We start from the raw sequence: 16,036 nt of genomic DNA, 5'->3' as shown, positions 1-16,036 counted from the left end.
CCCATTTTAAGACAGCATGTATTATTTCGATGAAATTTTGAACTGTTGTTTGACCGGGCTGGAACAGAAGGCCATCATGTCGCCATGATCCTGCTGATCGATAATTACGACAGTTTCACCTTCAATCTCGTCCATTATCTGGGTGATCTGGGGGAGGAAAGCGACGTACGCCGCAACGATGCGCTGACGGTCGATGAGGCGATGGCGCTGAAACCCGAGGCGATCGTGCTGTCGCCGGGCCCCTGTTCGCCCAACGAGGCCGGGATCTGCTGCGACCTGATCCGCCGCGCGGCGGGGCATGTGCCCATTTTCGGCGTCTGCCTGGGCCACCAGGCCATCGGGCAGGTGTTCGGCGGCACGGTGGTCCGGGCGCCTGTTCCCATGCATGGCAAGGTCAGCCCGGTCTTTCATGATGGCAGCGGCGTGTTCGAGGGGCTGCCCAGCCCCTTCCAGGCGACCCGCTATCACAGCTTGACGGTCGATCCTGCCACGCTTCCGTCCGATCTCGTGCCCGTTGCGCACACCGAGGACGGCGTCATCATGGGGCTTCGCCATCGCAGCCTGCCAGTGTTCGGGGTCCAGTTTCATCCGGAGAGCATCGCGTCGGAGCACGGGCACGCCATCCTGGCCAATTTCCTGGCGATCGCGCGCGGGCTCAATACGCCGCGAAAGGCGGCCTGACCCAAGATGGATGGCACGCCGTCCCTGCCTGTCGCCCCGGCCGACGCCTTTCGGGCCCTTCTGAGCCGACTGGCGCGCGGCGAGACCCTGAACGAGGCCGACGCCGAACAGGCTTTCGGCCTGATCATGGATGGCGGCGTGCCCGACATGCTGATCGCGGCATTCCTGATGGCGCTGCGGGTGCGGGGAGAGCAGCGCGCCGAACTGCTGGGGGCGGTGCGTGCCGTGCGTGCGCGCATGCGGCGGGTGGCCCCGGTGCCGGCGGGCACGATCGATGTCTGCGGAACCGGCGGCGACGGGCTGGGCACGCTGAATATCTCCACTGCCGTTGCCTTCGTGCTGGCAGCGCTGGGCGTGCCGGTGGCCAAGCACGGCAACAAGGCCCTGTCGTCACGGTCGGGCGCGACCGATGTGCTGGGGGCGCTGGGCGTTCTGTTGTCGGACGATCCGGCCGTGATCGCCGCACGGCTGAACGATAACGGACTGGCCTTCATGGCGGCGCCGTCGCACCATCCGGCCATGCGCTATGCCGCACCCGCGCGTACGGCGCTGGGGGTGCGGACGCTGTTCAACCTGATCGGTCCCCTGAGCAATCCGGCGGGTGTTACGCGTCAGCTGGTGGGGGTGTTCGATCGGTCGTGGCTGCGCCCGGTCGTCGAGACCTTGCAGCTTCTGGGGGCGGAGCGCGCATGGGCCGTCCATGGAACATGCGGCGTGGACCAGGGTGTGGACGAGCTGACGCTGGCCGGCCCCACCGCGATCGTGGCGTTGCAGGACGGGGTTCTGTATGATTTCACGCTGGAACCCGCCGATGCCGGCCTGAAGCCGGCACCGATTTCGGCGATTACCGGAGGAGGGCCGGTGGAAAACGCGGCAGCCCTGGAGGCTTTGCTGGCCGGGGCCCACGGGGCCTATCGGGACACCGTTCTGCTGAACGCGGCGGCGGCGCTGCATGTCGCCGGCCGTGCAGACATTCTGAAAGAGGGAAAAGTGCAGCCCGCATCGCTGCGGGCATTGGTCGCTGACGCGGCCCGTGTTCTGGATGACGGATCTGCACTGGCTGTTTTGAAATCCGCGCGCGGCGGCCGGCCGTCCGCGCGGGACGAAGTCATACAGGGTTGATCATGAACGATACCGCGACGAATCCCGCTCAGAACGAGTGCGGCACCGCCTCGGACCCGGATGGGCTTCCGGATGTCCTGGCGCGCATCTGCGCCCGGACCAGGGTCGATGTCGCGCAGCGAGCGACTGTTACCCCTCTGAAAGAGATTACGGCCCGGGCCCGCGAGGTCACCACGCCGACCCGTGGTTTCGGCCAGGCGCTGAAGCAGCGGACGGCGGACCGTCAGATCGGGCTGATCGCGGAAATCAAGAAGGCCTCGCCCTCGGCCGGTATTCTGCGTCCTGACTACGACCCTGCCGGCATCGCCGCCGAGTATGAAAAGGCCGGCGCCGCCTGTATCTCGGTCCTGACCGAGGGGGCATGCTTTCATGGCTGCGCGGAAGATCTGCAGCGGGCGCGCGATGCCTGTTCGCTGCCGATCCTGCGCAAGGATTTCATCCTCGATCCCTGGCAGGTGCATGAAAGCCGCCTGATCGGCGCGGATTGTATCCTGCTGATCCTGACGGCCCTGACCGACAGCGAGGCGGCGGAACTGCTGGATATCGCGCGCGGGCTGGACATGGACGTTCTGGTCGAGGTGCATGATGAGGCCGAACTGAACCGGGCCCTGGCGCTGGATACGTCGTTGATCGGAATCAATAACCGCAATCTCAAGACGTTGAAGACGGATCTTGAGACGACGCTTCGGCTTGCACCGCTGGTTCCGCCGGACCGGATCGTGGTTTCGGAAAGCGGGATCGGCACGCACGAGGATGTCGTCCGGCTCAACGATATCGGGGCCAGTGGTTTTCTGGTCGGCGAAAGCCTGCTGCGCCACCCGTCGCCGGGTGAGGCGGCCCGCATTCTGCTGGGCGGCGCCTGAACCATGCCGGTTCAGGGCGGCCTGACCCATCTGGATGCAAATGGTCACGCCGTGATGGTGGATGTGGCCGACAAGGCGGTGACAGTGCGGCAGGCGGTCGCGCGCGGGCTGGTCATCATGCGGCGGGAAACGCTGGATCTGATCCTGTCGGGTGGCATGAAGAAGGGCGATGTTCTGGCTGTCGCGCGTATCGCGGGCATCATGGCGGCCAAGAAGACGTCGGATCTGATTCCGCTTTGCCATCCGCTGGCTCTGAGTTCCGTGCGCGTGGAACTGACCCCGACCGAGGATGGAAGGGGGATCGAGATCGAGGCAAGTGTCGGGACGGCCGCGCAGACAGGGGTGGAAATGGAGGCCCTGACGGCGGTCAGCGTCTGCGCCCTGACCCTTTACGATATGTGCAAGGCTGTCGACCGCGATCTGACGATCGAGCATATCCGCCTGATCACGAAATCCGGTGGACGCTCGGGGCTCTATCAGCGCGCGGAAGCGGAGGCGCCGGGTCAGGCGCCTGCCGCCGGCTGAAAGAAGAAACCGCTCTGCGGCATCGCGCGATGCTCGCAATCGGCGCGGACGCATGACCGGCAGCCGGGGCCGATCGAGATGAATGTGCGCGGATCATGCAGGTTCAGCATCGACGAATAGACGACCTCGTCCGCATGGGCGACGGAGCAGCCCAGCACGATCGCGCGTTTCGGCTGGCGGTCGAAGAATGACTGAGGGTGGGAGACGACAGCCCGCGCCACGCTGATGAAGAGGCCGCCTTCAGTGTCCTGCGAAATCTGGATGATCAGCTTTCCTGCGGCCGAGAAGCTTTCGAAGACGTTCCAGCGTGGGCACAGTGCCCCGAAGCGGGCGCGGCTGAAGCGGTTGGCGCTGTAGCTTTTCAGGACGTTGCCCGCCACATCCGCCTTGATGAAATAGAATGGAACGCCCTCCGCGCCCGGACGCTGGAGGGATGAGAGCCGCTGGCATACCTGCTCGAAACTGGCCGAGAAGGTCGTTTGCAGGCGATCGAGATCGTGTTTGAAGGCCTTGGCTTTTGCCGCGAACAATTCGTACGGCATGATAAGTCCGCCCGCGAAGTAATTGGCCATGGCCGCGCGGGCGATCGAGCGCGTGTTCTCGTCGGACAGGAGCGGGTGGCGTGCGGCCTCGTCGATCAGCGTGCAATATCCCAGATGGGCGACCAGCCGCGCCATGCAGAATGTCCGGGTGGGGCCGGGCAGGCCGGGCACGAAATGGGCGGTTTTTTCAGTGGTGTCGAAATGGCATGGGCTGCTGTTGGCGACGGTGGGTTCGGCCGGCGTGGTGGAGACCGTGACGCCGAAGCGGTCACGCAGGTGGCGCTCCAGTCCGGTTCCGATCGTATCCGTGTCCAGCCGCGCGGTTTCGTACAATTGTTCGGCCGCGCGGTCGAGCGTGTCGAAATAGTTCCGTTCCGCCTGCACCCAGTCGCCGACGATCTCGTAGGCCGACGAGAGTTTGGACCATGCGGAGGCGCGCTCGGCTTCCGTCCGTTTGTCCGGCTGGGCCTCGCTCCCCTGCTCGTGCATGGTCCTGGCCGAGCGATAGAGTTCCAGAAACATCTTCACGAAGGCGGGATTGTCCCTAATGGCGCCATGGATCTCGCGTTCCGGTAGCGAGGAGCGGAACATCGGGTCGCTGGATGCCTCCCGCAGAAGGCGGAGCATCCGGATCTCGCCGTCATCACCGAAATAGCTCGGGGCGACGGAGAACATGTCGCACAGTGTCACCAGCAATCGCGTCGGGACCGGCTTGGCGTTGTTTTCGATCTGATTGAGGTAACTCGCGGAAATGGCCAGGCGCTGGGCCATCATCCTCTGCGAGATCGCATTCGCGATCCGCAATGCACGCACGCGGTTGCCGCAAAACATCTTTCGACCGCTGGTGTCGCTCACGTTCACTCCGTTTACCATACTCGTCCGGTTTGTTTCCGACCTTACACCTCTTTCCGCCTTTGAGGACGGGTCTCCGCACGGTAAATAAGGTAGCGAATATCGTAAATCTGCCGTCGGATTCCGCCATCGCCGTCGCATGTCGGCCTATCGGGAAAATCTGCATTCCCGATCCGTAAACACGGCAAATTGAGTGAACATCACCAGACCGGAGCGCCAGAGGGTGGGACAATCATCCTTCTCTGGCGCCGCGGTGCGCGAAAAAGGGAGAGAAACCATGGGCGATAAAAAACCGTCCGGCACTGGCGCGGGCGTCTCCAATCCCGACCGGAACAATGCGATCTTCACCACGGACGAGCTGAAGCACGCCTTTTACGACATGGTGCTGATCCGCCGGTTCGAAGAGCGCGCGGGCCAGTTGTATGGCATGGGTCTGATCGGCGGCTTCTGCCACCTGTATATCGGCCAGGAAGCCGTGGTCGTCGGCGTTCAGATGGAACTGAAGCAGGGCGACAAGCTGATCACCTCCTATCGCGACCATGGGCAGATGCTGGCCGCCGGCATGGACCCGCGCGGCGTCATGGCCGAGCTGACGGGGCGCGAGGGCGGCTATTCCCGCGGCAAGGGCGGGTCGATGCACATGTTCTCGCGCGAGAAGAATTTCTATGGCGGCCACGGGATCGTCGGTGCCCAGGTTGCGCTGGGGATCGGTCTGGCCTTCGCGAACAAATATCGCGGCACGGACGAGGTCTCGATCGCCTATTTCGGCGAGGGGGCGTCCAACCAGGGCCAGGTCTATGAGAGCTTCAACCTGGCGGCCCTGCACAAGCTGCCCTGCGTGTTCGTGATCGAGAACAATCATTACGGCATGGGCACCAGCGTCGAGCGCGCCTCGGCGTCCAAGGAACTGTGGCGCAATGGCGAGCCCTGGGGGATTCCGGGGCGCAAGGTCGACGGCATGGATGTCGAGGCCGTGCGTCAGGCCGCGCGCGAGGCCGTGGAATATTGCCGTGAGGGCAAGGGGCCGTTCCTGCTGGAAATGGCGACCTATCGCTATCGCGGCCATTCCATGTCCGACCCCGCGAAATATCGTCCGCGCAGCGAAGTGGACGAGATGCGCAAGAACCATGACCCGATCGACCGGGTGCGTCGTGAACTGCTGACGCTCGGTGTCGAGGAGGCGGAACTGAAAGCTCTTGAGGACAAGGTGAAGGCGATTGTGGCGGATGCAGCCGATTTTGCGCAGAGCAGCCCGGAACCCGATCCGTCGGAACTGTGGACCGACGTGCTGGTGGAGGGCTGAACGATGACCACCCAGATCCTGATGCCCGCTTTGTCGCCGACCATGACAGAAGGCAAGCTGGCCCGCTGGCTGAAGACGCCTGGCGACCATATCGCCGCCGGCGACGTGATTGCCGAGATCGAGACCGACAAGGCGACCATGGAAGTCGAGGCCGTCGATGAGGGCACGCTGGCCGACATCCTGGTGCCGGAAGGCACCGAGCATGTGGCGGTGAACACGCCGATCGCGAACCTGCAATCGGAAGGCGCGGATGCCGCGCCGGCGGCGGCGCCAAAAGCGGCTGTCCCGGCCGCGGCGCAGACCGCACCGGCAGCTCCGGCCCAGGCGGCACCGGCAGCACCGACGGTCGCGCCCGACAAGGAGTGGGGCGAGACGGTCGAGATCACGGTGCGCGAAGCGTTGCGCGACGCGATGGCCGCCGAGTTGCGGCGGGACGAGGATGTGTTCCTGATCGGCGAGGAAGTCGCGCAGTACCAGGGGGCCTACAAGGTCTCGCAGGGCCTGCTGGACGAATTCGGCGAGAAGCGCGTGATCGACACGCCGATCACCGAACATGGCTTCACCGGCATGGCGGTCGGTGCCGCGCTGACGGGGCTGAAGCCGATCGTGGAATTCATGACCATGAATTTCGCGATGCAGGCGATCGACCACATCATCAATTCGGCGGCCAAGACGCGCTACATGTCGGGCGGCCAGATTTCCTGCCCGATCGTCTTCCGTGGCCCGAACGGCGCCGCCGCCCGCGTGGGCGCCCAGCATTCGCAGTGCTATGCGAGCTGGTATGGCCATGTGCCCGGCCTGAAGGTGGTGGCGCCCTGGTCCTCGGCCGATGCCAAGGGGCTGCTGCGGGCGGCGATCCGCGATCCGAACCCGGTGATCGTGCTGGAAAACGAGATCCTCTACGGCCAGAAGTTTCCGTGCCCGATCGATGACGATTTCATCCTGCCGATCGGCCGCGCGAAGATCGAGCGCGAGGGGACGGACGTGACCATCGTCGCCTTCTCGATCATGGTCGGCACGGCGCTGGAAGCCGCCGCGATCCTGGCCGAGCAGGGGATTTCGGCCGAGGTGATCAATCTGCGGACCATCCGTCCGCTCGACACCGAGACGATCGTGGCCAGCGTGAAGAAGACCAGCCGTCTGGTCTGTGTCGAGGAAGGCTGGCCCTTCGCCGGTATCGGCGCGGAAGTGGCGATGCAGGTTATCGAACATGCGTTCGATTATCTCGACGCGCCGCCGGCGCGGGTTGCCGGCGCCGACGTGCCGATGCCCTTTGCCGCCAATCTGGAAAAGCTGGCCCTCCCGAACCCGACCTGGGTGGTGGATGCGGTCCGCAAGCTGGTCTGAGGAGCACGCGCCATGTCCGTGAACATCCTGATGCCGGCTTTGTCGCCGACCATGACCGAGGGCAAGCTGGCCCGCTGGCTGAAGAAGGAAGGCGAAGCCATCGCCTCCGGCGACGTGATCGCCGAGATCGAGACCGACAAGGCGACGATGGAGGTCGAGGCCGTCGATGAAGGCACGCTGGGGCGCATCCTGGTCGAGGCCGGCACCGAAGGCGTGAAGGTGAATGCACCGATCGCCATTCTGGTGGCGGAAGGCGAGGCGGTGCCGGATGCGGCGCCGGCTGCTGCCGCGCCTGAGGCGGCCCCGGCCGCCCCTGTGGCGACGCCGGTTGCGACGCCTGCCGCGTCGGTCGCCGTTCCGGCCCCGGTCGCCGAGGTTGCACTGAAAGCAGGGCGGGTCTTCGCCTCGCCGCTCGCCCGGCGTATCGCGGCCCAGAAGGGCGTCGACCTGGCCCAGGTGAAGGGTAGCGGGCCAAATGGGCGCATCGTGCGCCGTGACGTCGAAGCGGCCGTGGCCGCGCCGGCTGCCGTGCCCGCCGCTCCGAAGGCCGCGCCGCGACCGACGCCGGCGGTGGCGATCGACGTACCGCATACCCTCGTGCCGAATTCTTCGGTGCGCAAGGTCATCGCGCGCCGGCTGACCGAGGCGAAATCGACCATTCCGCATTTCTACGTCGCCATGGACGTGGAACTGGATGCGCTGCTGGCCCTGCGTGCGCAGCTCAATGCGTCCTCGCCGGCCGAAGGGGCGGGGGCGTTCAAGCTGTCGGTCAACGATCTGCTGATCAAGGCCGTCGCCGTCACGCTGCGGCGGGTGCCGAAGGTCAACGCGTCCTACACCGAGGATGCGACCATCCTGTATGACGATGTCGATATCTCGGTCGCGGTGTCGGTGCCCGACGGGCTGATCACGCCGATCATCCGCAATGCCGACCGCAAGTCGCTGAGCCAGATCAGCAACGAGGCCAAGGAACTGATCGCCCGTGCCCGCGCCGGCAAGCTGAAGCCGCACGAATTCCAAGGCGGCTCGTTCTCGATCTCGAACATGGGCATGTACGGGGTCAAGGAGTTCTCGGCCATCATCAACCCGCCGCAGGCCGCCATCCTGGCCATCGCGGCGGGCGAGAAGCGGGCGGTGGTGAAGGGGGATTCCATTGCGATCGCCACCGTCATGACCGTGACGCTGTCGGTCGATCATCGCGTGGTCGACGGCGCGCTGGCGGCCGAATGGGTGGCCGCCTTCCGCTCGGTGGTCGAATCGCCGCTCAGCCTCGTGGTCTGAACCGAAGTGGCCCGGTTCGTCCGGGCCACGGATCTTTTCTGAACCGGCATCCTTGCGGCCGGCGCTTGTCCGGCCGCCACCTGCTCCGGGAACGTACATCAATGAACAAGACAGAATTCGATCTCGTCGTCGTCGGCGGCGGTCCCGGCGGGTATGTTGCCGCGATCCGGGCCGCGCAGCTTGGGCTCCAGACTGCGTTGGTCGAGGCCAATCATCTGGGCGGCATCTGCCTCAACTGGGGCTGCATCCCGACCAAGGCGTTGCTGCGCGCGTCCGAGATCAATCACCTGCTGCACCATCTGGGCGATTTCGGCTTCGCGGCCGACAATGTGCGTTTTGACCTGCAAAAGGTGGTCAAGCGCTCGCGCCAGGTTGCCGGGCAGCTTTCCTCCGGCGTCGGGCACCTGCTGAAGAAGAACAAGGTTGCGGTCTTCGACGGGTTCGGGGCGCTGGCGGGCAAGGATGGCAGTCGCCGCCTGCTGTCCGTCACCAAGGACGGCAAGCCGGTTGCGACGCTGAGTGCGAAGAACGTCATTCTGGCGACCGGTGCGCGTGCCCGCGTGCTGCCGGGGCTGGAGCCCGACGGCAAGCTGATCTGGTCCTATCGCGAGGCGATGGTGCCGACCGAAATGCCCAAATCGCTGCTGGTGATCGGCTCGGGCGCGATCGGCATCGAATTCGCCTCGTTCTACCGCAACATGGGCGCCGAGGTGACGGTCGTCGAAGTGCTGGACCGTATCCTGCCGGTCGAGGACGAGGAAATCAGCGCCCTGGCGCACAAGGCGTTCGTCAAGCAGGGCATGACCATCCTGACGGGTGCGAAGCTCGGGCCCATCACCAAGGGCGCCAACAATGTCAGCCTGGCGGTCGAAGCCGGGGGCAAGACGCACGCCATCACCGTCGATCGCGTGATCTCGGCCGTGGGTATTGTCGGCAATGTCGAGAAGCTGGGCCTGGAAGGCACCGCCGTTACCGTCGACCGGACGCATGTGAAGGTCGATGCGAAATGCTTCACCGGCGAGCCGGGCGTCTACGCCATCGGCGATCTGGCCGGGCCGCCCTGGCTGGCGCACAAGGCCAGCCATGAGGGCGTGATGTGCGTCGAGGCGATCGCCGGGAAGCATGTCCACCCGATCGACCCGCTGAACATTCCCGGCTGCACCTATTGCCGCCCGCAGATCGCCTCGGTCGGGCTGACCGAGGCCCGCGCGAAGGAAGCCGGGCACAAGGTGCGTGTCGGCCGCTTCCCCTTCATCGGCAATGGCAAGGCCATCGCGATGGGCGAGCCCGAAGGGCTGGTCAAAACGGTGTTCGATGCCGAAACCGGCGAGCTGCTGGGCGCGCACATGATCGGCGCCGAGGTGACGGAAATGATCCAGGGCTATGTCATTGCCCGGACATCGGAACTGACCGACGCTGAATTGAAGGAAACGGTCTTTCCGCATCCCACCATTTCGGAAGCGATGCACGAGGCGGTGCTGGCCGCCTATGACGGGGCATTGCATATCTGAATGGAGAGGCCGGGAGGCAGCTCCTGAGCTTTTGATCGCGGGTGCGCGGGCAGGGGGGATGTTTGCTTGACGCGCCCCCCGCGACGTTCCACTTCTGGCTGTCCGTTTGCTTTATGGGTTCTGCCGTATGTCCACGCGTCTGGTGATCGACCACAGAAAAGGCGGTGCGCTGCTCCGCCATCCCGAGAAGGCGCATCGCCCGGACAATCCCATCGCCCGCAAGCCGGAGTGGATCCGCGTCAAGGCGCCGAATCACCCCGTCTATCACGAGACCCGTGCCCTGATGCGCGAGCAGAAGCTGGTGACGGTGTGCGAGGAAGCGGCCTGCCCGAATATCGGCGAGTGCTGGTCGCAGCGTCATGCCACCATGATGATCATGGGCGAGATCTGCACCCGCGCCTGTTCCTTCTGCAATGTCACCACCGGCATGCCCAACCCGCTGGATGACGGCGAGCCCGAGCGCGTGGGCGAGGCCGTGGCCAAGCTTGGTCTGCGCCATGTCGTCATCACCTCGGTCGATCGCGATGACCTGCCCGATGGCGGGGCCACGCATTTCGCCCGCGTCATCGGCGCGGTGCGCGCGGCGTCGCCCACCACCACGATCGAGATCCTGACCCCCGATTTCCTGCGCAAGCCCGCTTCGCTGGAAGTGGTGGTGGCGGCGCGCCCCGACGTGTTCAACCACAATCTGGAAACCGTGCCGCGGCTGTACACCTCCATCCGCCCCGGTGCGCGCTATTATCAGTCCCTGCGGCTGCTGGATGACGTGAAGCGCCATGATCCGTCGATCTTCACCAAATCCGGCCTGATGGTCGGGCTGGGCGAGGAGAGGCCCGAGATCCTGCAGGTGATGGATGACCTGCGGGTGGCGGATGTCGATTTCATCACGCTGGGCCAGTATCTGCAGCCGACGGTGAAGCATGCGCCGGTGAAGCATTTCGTCACCCCGGACGAATTCGCCGATTATGCGGCGATGGCGCGGGCCAAGGGCTTCCTGCAGGTCAGCGCCTCGCCGCTGACCCGTTCGTCCTACCATGCCGATTCCGACTTCGCCGAACTGCGCGCCGCGCGCGAGGCGAAGCTGGTGGCGGGGCGGAGCGGGGCGGAGCGCGCCTGATGCCGACGCATGCGGAACGTCGCCTGATTGCCTACGCGCCGGAGCAATTGTTCGACCTTGTGGCCGATGTCGACAAATATCCGCAGTTCCTGCCCTGGTGCGCCGCAGCCCGCGTGCGCACCCGCACCGCGACCGAACTGGTGGCGGACCTGACGATCGGCTTCGGCCCGTTTCGCGAGACCTTTACCAGCCGGGTGGACCTGGAGCACCCGACACGCATTCGCGTCCGCTACGAAAAAGGGCCGTTTCGGTACCTGAACAATGTCTGGACCTTCATGCCGGATGCGCGGGGCTGCCAGGTCGATTTCTTCGTCGATTTCGAGTTCCGTTCGCGTCTGCTCCAGGCCGCGATCGGGGTGGTGTTCAACGAGGCGGTCCGGCTGATGGTCTCCGCCTTCATCCGGCGCGCGCGCGATATCTATGGGGCCCCCGTGACCGACAAGACATTGGCGCAGCCCACCAATGCGCAGCCGGCCGGAACCGGAGGCGCCTGAGGAGCGTTGGCGTTCCGTCAGGCGAATGATGGCCCTGGGCCGTCATGATGCCGCGTGCCCGAATATGGGCGCGTTCCAGCCTTTGGAGGAACGATCGTGATGAAATTGTCTTTCGGTCCGATGATTGTCGCCACGGCCCTGGTCGCCGGCACACCGGCCCTCGCGGAACCCCATCACCATCATCATCACCATAAAGACCATCACCACCAGGAAGCGGTCATGGGCTCGCCCACGACCGAAGACCTGAATGCCAAGAGCCTCGCCAATGCCCGCGCCGGCACCCCGCCGGCCCCTGAGGCGTCGGTTCCGCCGGGCAGCATGCCGGCCGCCCCCATGATGTCGACCCCCATGATGTCGACGCCCACCGAGCCCACCGCGACAGTCCCGTCCGGAACCGGCGCCGTCGCGCCGCCGATGCCTCCGGCCCCCTCAATGCCGGAAAGCTCGCCCCAGTAAGCTCGATAATCCCGGTAACCCGTTCATCCCGGACAGCCACAGGTCCGGCCCAGCCGTTATAGCCGGGTGGGAGAGGGGACTGGCTGGAAACGTGCGCCGGATCTGCGCCGGCGCACGGTTTCAGTCAGATGTGCATGTGGGCATCCGTCAGATCGGCCAGCAGATCGAGTGCCTGCGCGACCGCCTGACTGCGGACGGCTTCCCGGTCGCCTGCGAACTGGCGCGATATCGTGCTGCCTTCGCCGTCGCGCCGTATGGCACCGAACCAGACCAGCCCGACCGGTTTTTCCGCCGAGCCGCCGCCGGGACCGGCTATGCCGGTAATGGCGACTGCGAGGTCGGCGTCCGGCGCATGGGCCAGCGCGCCCCGTGCCATGGAGGCCGCGACTTCGGCGCTGACCGCGCCGTGATGGGCCAGCAATGCGGGCGGAACGCCCAGCAGCGCGGTCTTCATCGCGTTCGAATAGGTGACGAACCCGCCCTCGACCATGTCGGATGATCCGGCGTGGTGTGTCAGCGCGGCGGCGACCAGGCCGCCGGTGCAGCTTTCGGCGGTGACGGCGCGCAATCCCGCATCGCGCATCCGCCCCAGTATCTCGGCCGCGCGGGCCAGTATCGGTTCGTTCAGCATGGACGTCATGGGTACCCCGCTATGCGTTCAGGCCAGGAGGATCAGCATCCGCGCGCCGGCCAGGATGATCGCCGCGATCAGCCCTGCAACGATGTCGTCGCCCATGATGCCCACCGCGTCATGCCGCCGGTCGAACCAGCCGACGGGGCCGGGCTTGGTGATATCGAGCAGCCTGAACAGTGCGAACGCCAGCAGCAGCCACAGGATGCCGAGCCGATCGGGCCAGAGCGGGTCCACCTGCATGGGGCCGAACGTCAGGGGAAACATGGCGATCCACATGCCCGCGACCTCGTCGATCACGATCCACTGATGGTCATCGCCGTCGCTGACCCGTGCCGTGGCCGCATATCCGACGACACAGCACAGCAGGATCGCAACAGCCAGGACAAGAGGGTGGGGCAGGAACAGCAGGCCGCAGACGAGAGCCGCCAGCGACCCGACCGTTCCGGGAGCGACGGGAGAAAAACCGCATCCGCCGAAGCTGGCGACAAGGCGGGCAGGATTCATGGGGGCGCCTCCGATCGGGATTCGGAGGCCAGAGCCTGGTAAATGGCCAGGTTTTCCTCCACGCGCTGGATATAGCTTCGGGTTTCGGCAAACGGAATGCTCTCGATCCAGTCGAGCATCGCCGTGGGCGTGGGATCGGCATGCGCCGGATCGCCGACCGAGGCCAGCCATTCGTCGGCCCGGTGCGGCCCGGCATTATAGGCCGCCAACACATAGGGAATCGCCCCGTCGAACTTGCGCATCAGCCGTGACAGATAGGCCGTGCCGATTCGCATGTTCAGCGTCGGATCGGTCAGGCTGGCGCCGGTCAGCGTGCCGGTCGCAAGCCCGGCCCAGCGCGAGACGTCGCGCGCCGCCGCCGGCAGAAGCTGCATCAGGCCATAGGCGCCGGCCGGGCTGACAATGCCGGGATCGAAGCTGCTTTCCTGCCGGATCACGGCCATGACGAAGCCCGTGGGCAATCCCTGTTCGATGGCCGGGAACGGCCTGGGCCAGCCCAGCGGCAGCAGGGCGATACCATCGCGGCCCGCGCGGCGGGTGATCGCCACCGCCACGTCGGGCATGCCCAGCCGCACGGCGAGCATCGCGGCGAGGGCATGGCCGGCCGCATTGTCCCAACGCGTATCCTGCAACAGCACGAAATCACGCGCATGGGGCAGATCGCCCCGGGCCGCCAGCAGCCGGGCCGCCTGGACCAGGTCGCTGGCCTCGAAGCGGCTCATGTCCTCGTTGCTCCAGGCCGGCATGGGCACGCTGCCCAGCCGGGCGCGGACCAGCGCGCCGGACCGTTCGGGAAACAGCAGGGGGCTGGCCGCGTCTCCGTCCAGCCGCGACAGCGCCATCTGGCCGTAGAAGGTTCCGGGCATGGCGGCGGCCTGTTCCCATTCCCTGCGGGCCCCCGGGTTGTCGCCTGCTTCCTCCAGCGCGCGGCCGGTCCAGTACAGGCCACGGCTGCGCGTGATCAGCGAGCGGGAGGCGCAGAGCGACCGGAAGCGGTCGGCCGCCTGCCTGGGATCATGCAGGCGGCGCAGCAGGACCCAGCCGGCCAGGAAATCGGCATCATTGCGGGCGGCCGGGCTCATGTCGCCGGTCGGGACCGCCAGGGCCAGCGCTTCCTGGTCCCGGCCGGCCAGGAGCATGTCGTGGGCCAGCGTGTCCCGCTCGCTCCAGAAGGCGGGCAGGGGCAGGCGCCGTTCGGCCGCGAGGCCCGATTGCGGCCAGAGTGACGCGGCTTCGTCAACCTGGCCGGTCCGCCGCAGCCAGCGCAGCCGGTCCAGCACCAGCACCGGATCATCGGCCAGGGCGGGCGGAACCGTCGCCAGCGCGGACGCTCCGGCACCCGGTCCGGAATCCGGCCGCGCCGTCCGCAGGGCCAGCCGGGCGAGTGCCAGGGCCCGGCGCGGGGACGGCAATCGCCCGGCCTGCCTGCGGGCGGCGTCCGGATGGCCGTCCAGTTCCTGGCGGTTGAACCGCCGCCACTGGTCGTCTGCCGTCAGGGCGGCACCGAAGACCGCGAGGAAGGGCTCCTCATCTGCTGCCCGGTCTATCCCCGCGATCCAGGCCTGCCGGGCACGGTCCACCAGGCCGGGCGGTGGGGCGGGCAGGTGGGCACAGGCCAGCAGGGCGGGGGCGGACGTCAGCGAAAGCGTGGTGCAGGCCCGGGCCAGCCCGCTGTCATGCGCCGGCGCCTGGACCATCAGCGTCTGGACGCGCGCCAGCATGACCGGACGGCGCGGCCAGGACGGTTGCCGGTCGAGGAAGGTCAGATATTCGTCGATACTGCCGCCTTCGGGGGAAAGCAGCCGCAGATAGGTCTCGACCCGCGCCGCCACGTCGCCCGAGGCCGGAGACAATGTCGGCGCCGCGTTGATATCACTGGCGATATCGCGGGCGGCAGCGGGAAATGCCAGGCCCAAAAGGGCCGCCAGCGCCGCCATTCCCACCCTATGTCCCCTGGGGCGCGACGGGAGGCGACGCGGGGCAGTCGAAATGGCGAATGGCGGCATGGCGGGCCTCATGTCAGCAGGCGCGACGGGCGGGGCGCGCCATCATGACACGACATGCCAGATTTCGCCGCCGCCCTTGACGATCAGTTCGATCGCCACGGCCAGCACGATCAGCAACCCGACCCAGGCGATCCACCGGAACCGTTCCAGCAGCCGCGCGATCAGCGAGGCCGCGACGGCCATCATCAGCACCGAAACCGCCAGCCCGGTGATCAGCACCCAGAGATGCTTGCCCGCCGCCCCGGCCACGGCCAGCACGTTATCCAGGCTCATCGACAGGTCGGCGACGATGATGCGGATGATGGCGGTGCGCAATGCGCCGGGCGGGACGGTGTCGGATGGCGCGGGTTCCTCCTGGTGGCGCAGTTCGCGGAACATGCGCCAGCAGACCCATAGCAGGAGAATGCCGCCGGCCAGGGTCAGGCCAATGATGGCCAGCAACTGGACGGCGACGATCGCCAGGCCGACGCGAATCAGCGCCGCCGCCGCGACGCCGGCCAGGATGGCCCGCCCCCGCAGGGGGTGGGGCAGGCCGCGCACGGCCAGGCCGATCACCACGGCATTGTCGCCGGCCAGAGTCAGATCGATCAGAATGACCTGCAGAAGCGAGGCCAGGGCGGATAGGGTGAGGATGGTCGCGCTCCCGCTGGAAATGTCCGTCGGCCCGTCTCGTCGGCCGACGCCGCGCGATGTTGATCATTCCCGCCGCAACCGGGCAAGAGGCACCCGCTTTCGAAGGAAGACGCGGCGCGGGAAATCGGCTAAAGGGGCAGCCCCGTCCCCCGGGCAGATCGTCCT

General features: G+C 66.4%; 16 protein-coding genes. 11 read left to right on the top strand and 5 right to left on the bottom strand.

Annotated elements, in window-relative coordinates; all coding sequences use genetic code 11:
• Positions 1-84: 84 nt before the first annotated feature.
• From HLH29_RS02830 to moaC, 4 genes are read left to right on the top strand one after another with little or no spacing between them, the layout of a single operon-like run.
• Positions 85-681, top strand: a complete 597-nt coding sequence (locus tag HLH29_RS02830; protein WP_182964505.1) for an anthranilate synthase component II — start codon at positions 85-87, stop codon at positions 679-681.
• Positions 682-687: 6 nt separating this feature from the next.
• Positions 688-1,803: an anthranilate phosphoribosyltransferase gene (gene trpD, locus HLH29_RS02825; protein ID WP_182964504.1), complete on the top strand. Its 1,116-nt coding sequence runs from the start codon at positions 688-690 to the stop codon at positions 1,801-1,803.
• Between the two features lie 2 nt (positions 1,804-1,805).
• Positions 1,806-2,666 carry an indole-3-glycerol phosphate synthase TrpC gene (gene trpC, locus HLH29_RS02820; RefSeq protein WP_182964503.1) on the top strand — a complete coding sequence of 287 codons (861 nt, stop codon included), beginning with the start codon at positions 1,806-1,808 and terminating at the stop codon, positions 2,664-2,666.
• A gap of 3 nt (positions 2,667-2,669) precedes the next feature.
• Positions 2,670-3,191, top strand: coding sequence for a cyclic pyranopterin monophosphate synthase MoaC (gene moaC, locus HLH29_RS02815; RefSeq protein ID WP_182964502.1), 522 nt, complete (start codon positions 2,670-2,672; stop codon positions 3,189-3,191).
• Here moaC and HLH29_RS02810 read toward each other — a convergent pair.
• Entirely contained in the window at positions 3,170-4,588 is a 1,419-nt protein-coding gene (locus HLH29_RS02810; protein ID WP_182964501.1) for a short-chain fatty acyl-CoA regulator family protein, read from the bottom strand. The genes moaC and HLH29_RS02810 overlap by 22 nt on opposite strands.
• 274 nt (positions 4,589-4,862) lie before the next feature.
• Here HLH29_RS02810 and pdhA point away from each other — a divergent pair, with 274 nt between their 5' ends.
• The 7 genes from pdhA (at position 4,863) to HLH29_RS02775 (ending at position 12,094) form a co-directional block, all read left to right on the top strand.
• Positions 4,863-5,888 carry a pyruvate dehydrogenase (acetyl-transferring) E1 component subunit alpha gene (gene pdhA / locus HLH29_RS02805; protein ID WP_182964500.1) on the top strand — a complete coding sequence of 342 codons (1,026 nt, stop codon included), beginning with the start codon at positions 4,863-4,865 and terminating at the stop codon, positions 5,886-5,888.
• Positions 5,889-5,891: 3 nt separating this feature from the next.
• A complete protein-coding gene (locus tag HLH29_RS02800; RefSeq protein ID WP_182964499.1) occupies positions 5,892-7,235 on the top strand; it encodes a pyruvate dehydrogenase complex E1 component subunit beta in 1,344 nt (447 codons plus the stop codon).
• 12 nt (positions 7,236-7,247) lie between these two features.
• Positions 7,248-8,516, top strand: coding sequence for a pyruvate dehydrogenase complex dihydrolipoamide acetyltransferase (locus HLH29_RS02795; protein WP_182964498.1), 1,269 nt, complete (start codon positions 7,248-7,250; stop codon positions 8,514-8,516).
• 101 nt (positions 8,517-8,617) lie between these two features.
• A complete protein-coding gene (lpdA, locus tag HLH29_RS02790; protein ID WP_182964497.1) occupies positions 8,618-10,027 on the top strand; it encodes a dihydrolipoyl dehydrogenase in 1,410 nt (469 codons plus the stop codon).
• Positions 10,028-10,154: 127 nt separating this feature from the next.
• Complete coding sequence (gene lipA / locus HLH29_RS02785; protein ID WP_182964496.1) at positions 10,155-11,144, top strand: lipoyl synthase; 990 nt, start codon at positions 10,155-10,157, stop codon at positions 11,142-11,144.
• Positions 11,144-11,638, top strand: a complete 495-nt coding sequence (locus tag HLH29_RS02780) for a type II toxin-antitoxin system RatA family toxin (protein WP_182964495.1) — start codon at positions 11,144-11,146, stop codon at positions 11,636-11,638. Before lipA ends, HLH29_RS02780 begins: the two co-directional genes overlap by 1 nt.
• A 99-nt stretch (positions 11,639-11,737) precedes the next feature.
• Complete coding sequence (locus tag HLH29_RS02775) at positions 11,738-12,094, top strand: hypothetical protein (protein WP_182964494.1); 357 nt, start codon at positions 11,738-11,740, stop codon at positions 12,092-12,094.
• Positions 12,095-12,218: 124 nt separating this feature from the next.
• On the opposite strand, the gene HLH29_RS02770 is transcribed toward HLH29_RS02775, so the two are convergent.
• The 4 genes from HLH29_RS02770 to HLH29_RS02755 all read right to left on the bottom strand — a co-directional run bounded on the left by HLH29_RS02770 (position 12,219) and on the right by HLH29_RS02755 (position 15,871).
• Entirely contained in the window at positions 12,219-12,725 is a 507-nt protein-coding gene (locus tag HLH29_RS02770; protein ID WP_182964675.1) for a CinA family protein, read from the bottom strand.
• 27 nt (positions 12,726-12,752) lie between these two features.
• The gene (locus tag HLH29_RS02765) at positions 12,753-13,232 is read right to left on the bottom strand and encodes a phosphatidylglycerophosphatase A family protein (protein WP_182964493.1); all 480 of its coding nucleotides are present in this window, start codon (positions 13,230-13,232) and stop codon (positions 12,753-12,755) included.
• A complete protein-coding gene (locus tag HLH29_RS02760) occupies positions 13,229-15,169 on the bottom strand; it encodes a lytic transglycosylase domain-containing protein (RefSeq protein ID WP_182964492.1) in 1,941 nt (646 codons plus the stop codon). The genes HLH29_RS02765 and HLH29_RS02760 overlap by 4 nt, the downstream gene beginning before the upstream one ends.
• A 111-nt stretch (positions 15,170-15,280) precedes the next feature.
• Positions 15,281-15,871 carry a YjbE family putative metal transport protein gene (locus HLH29_RS02755; protein WP_182964674.1) on the bottom strand — a complete coding sequence of 197 codons (591 nt, stop codon included), beginning with the start codon at positions 15,869-15,871 and terminating at the stop codon, positions 15,281-15,283.
• Positions 15,872-16,036: the final 165 nt, after the last annotated feature.

Origin of the sequence: Gluconacetobacter tumulicola, assembly GCF_014174215.1 — a bacterium.
Lineage (GTDB): Bacteria > Pseudomonadota > Alphaproteobacteria > Acetobacterales > Acetobacteraceae > Gluconacetobacter > Gluconacetobacter tumulicola.
This window is presented reverse-complemented; position numbering and strand designations above follow the sequence as displayed.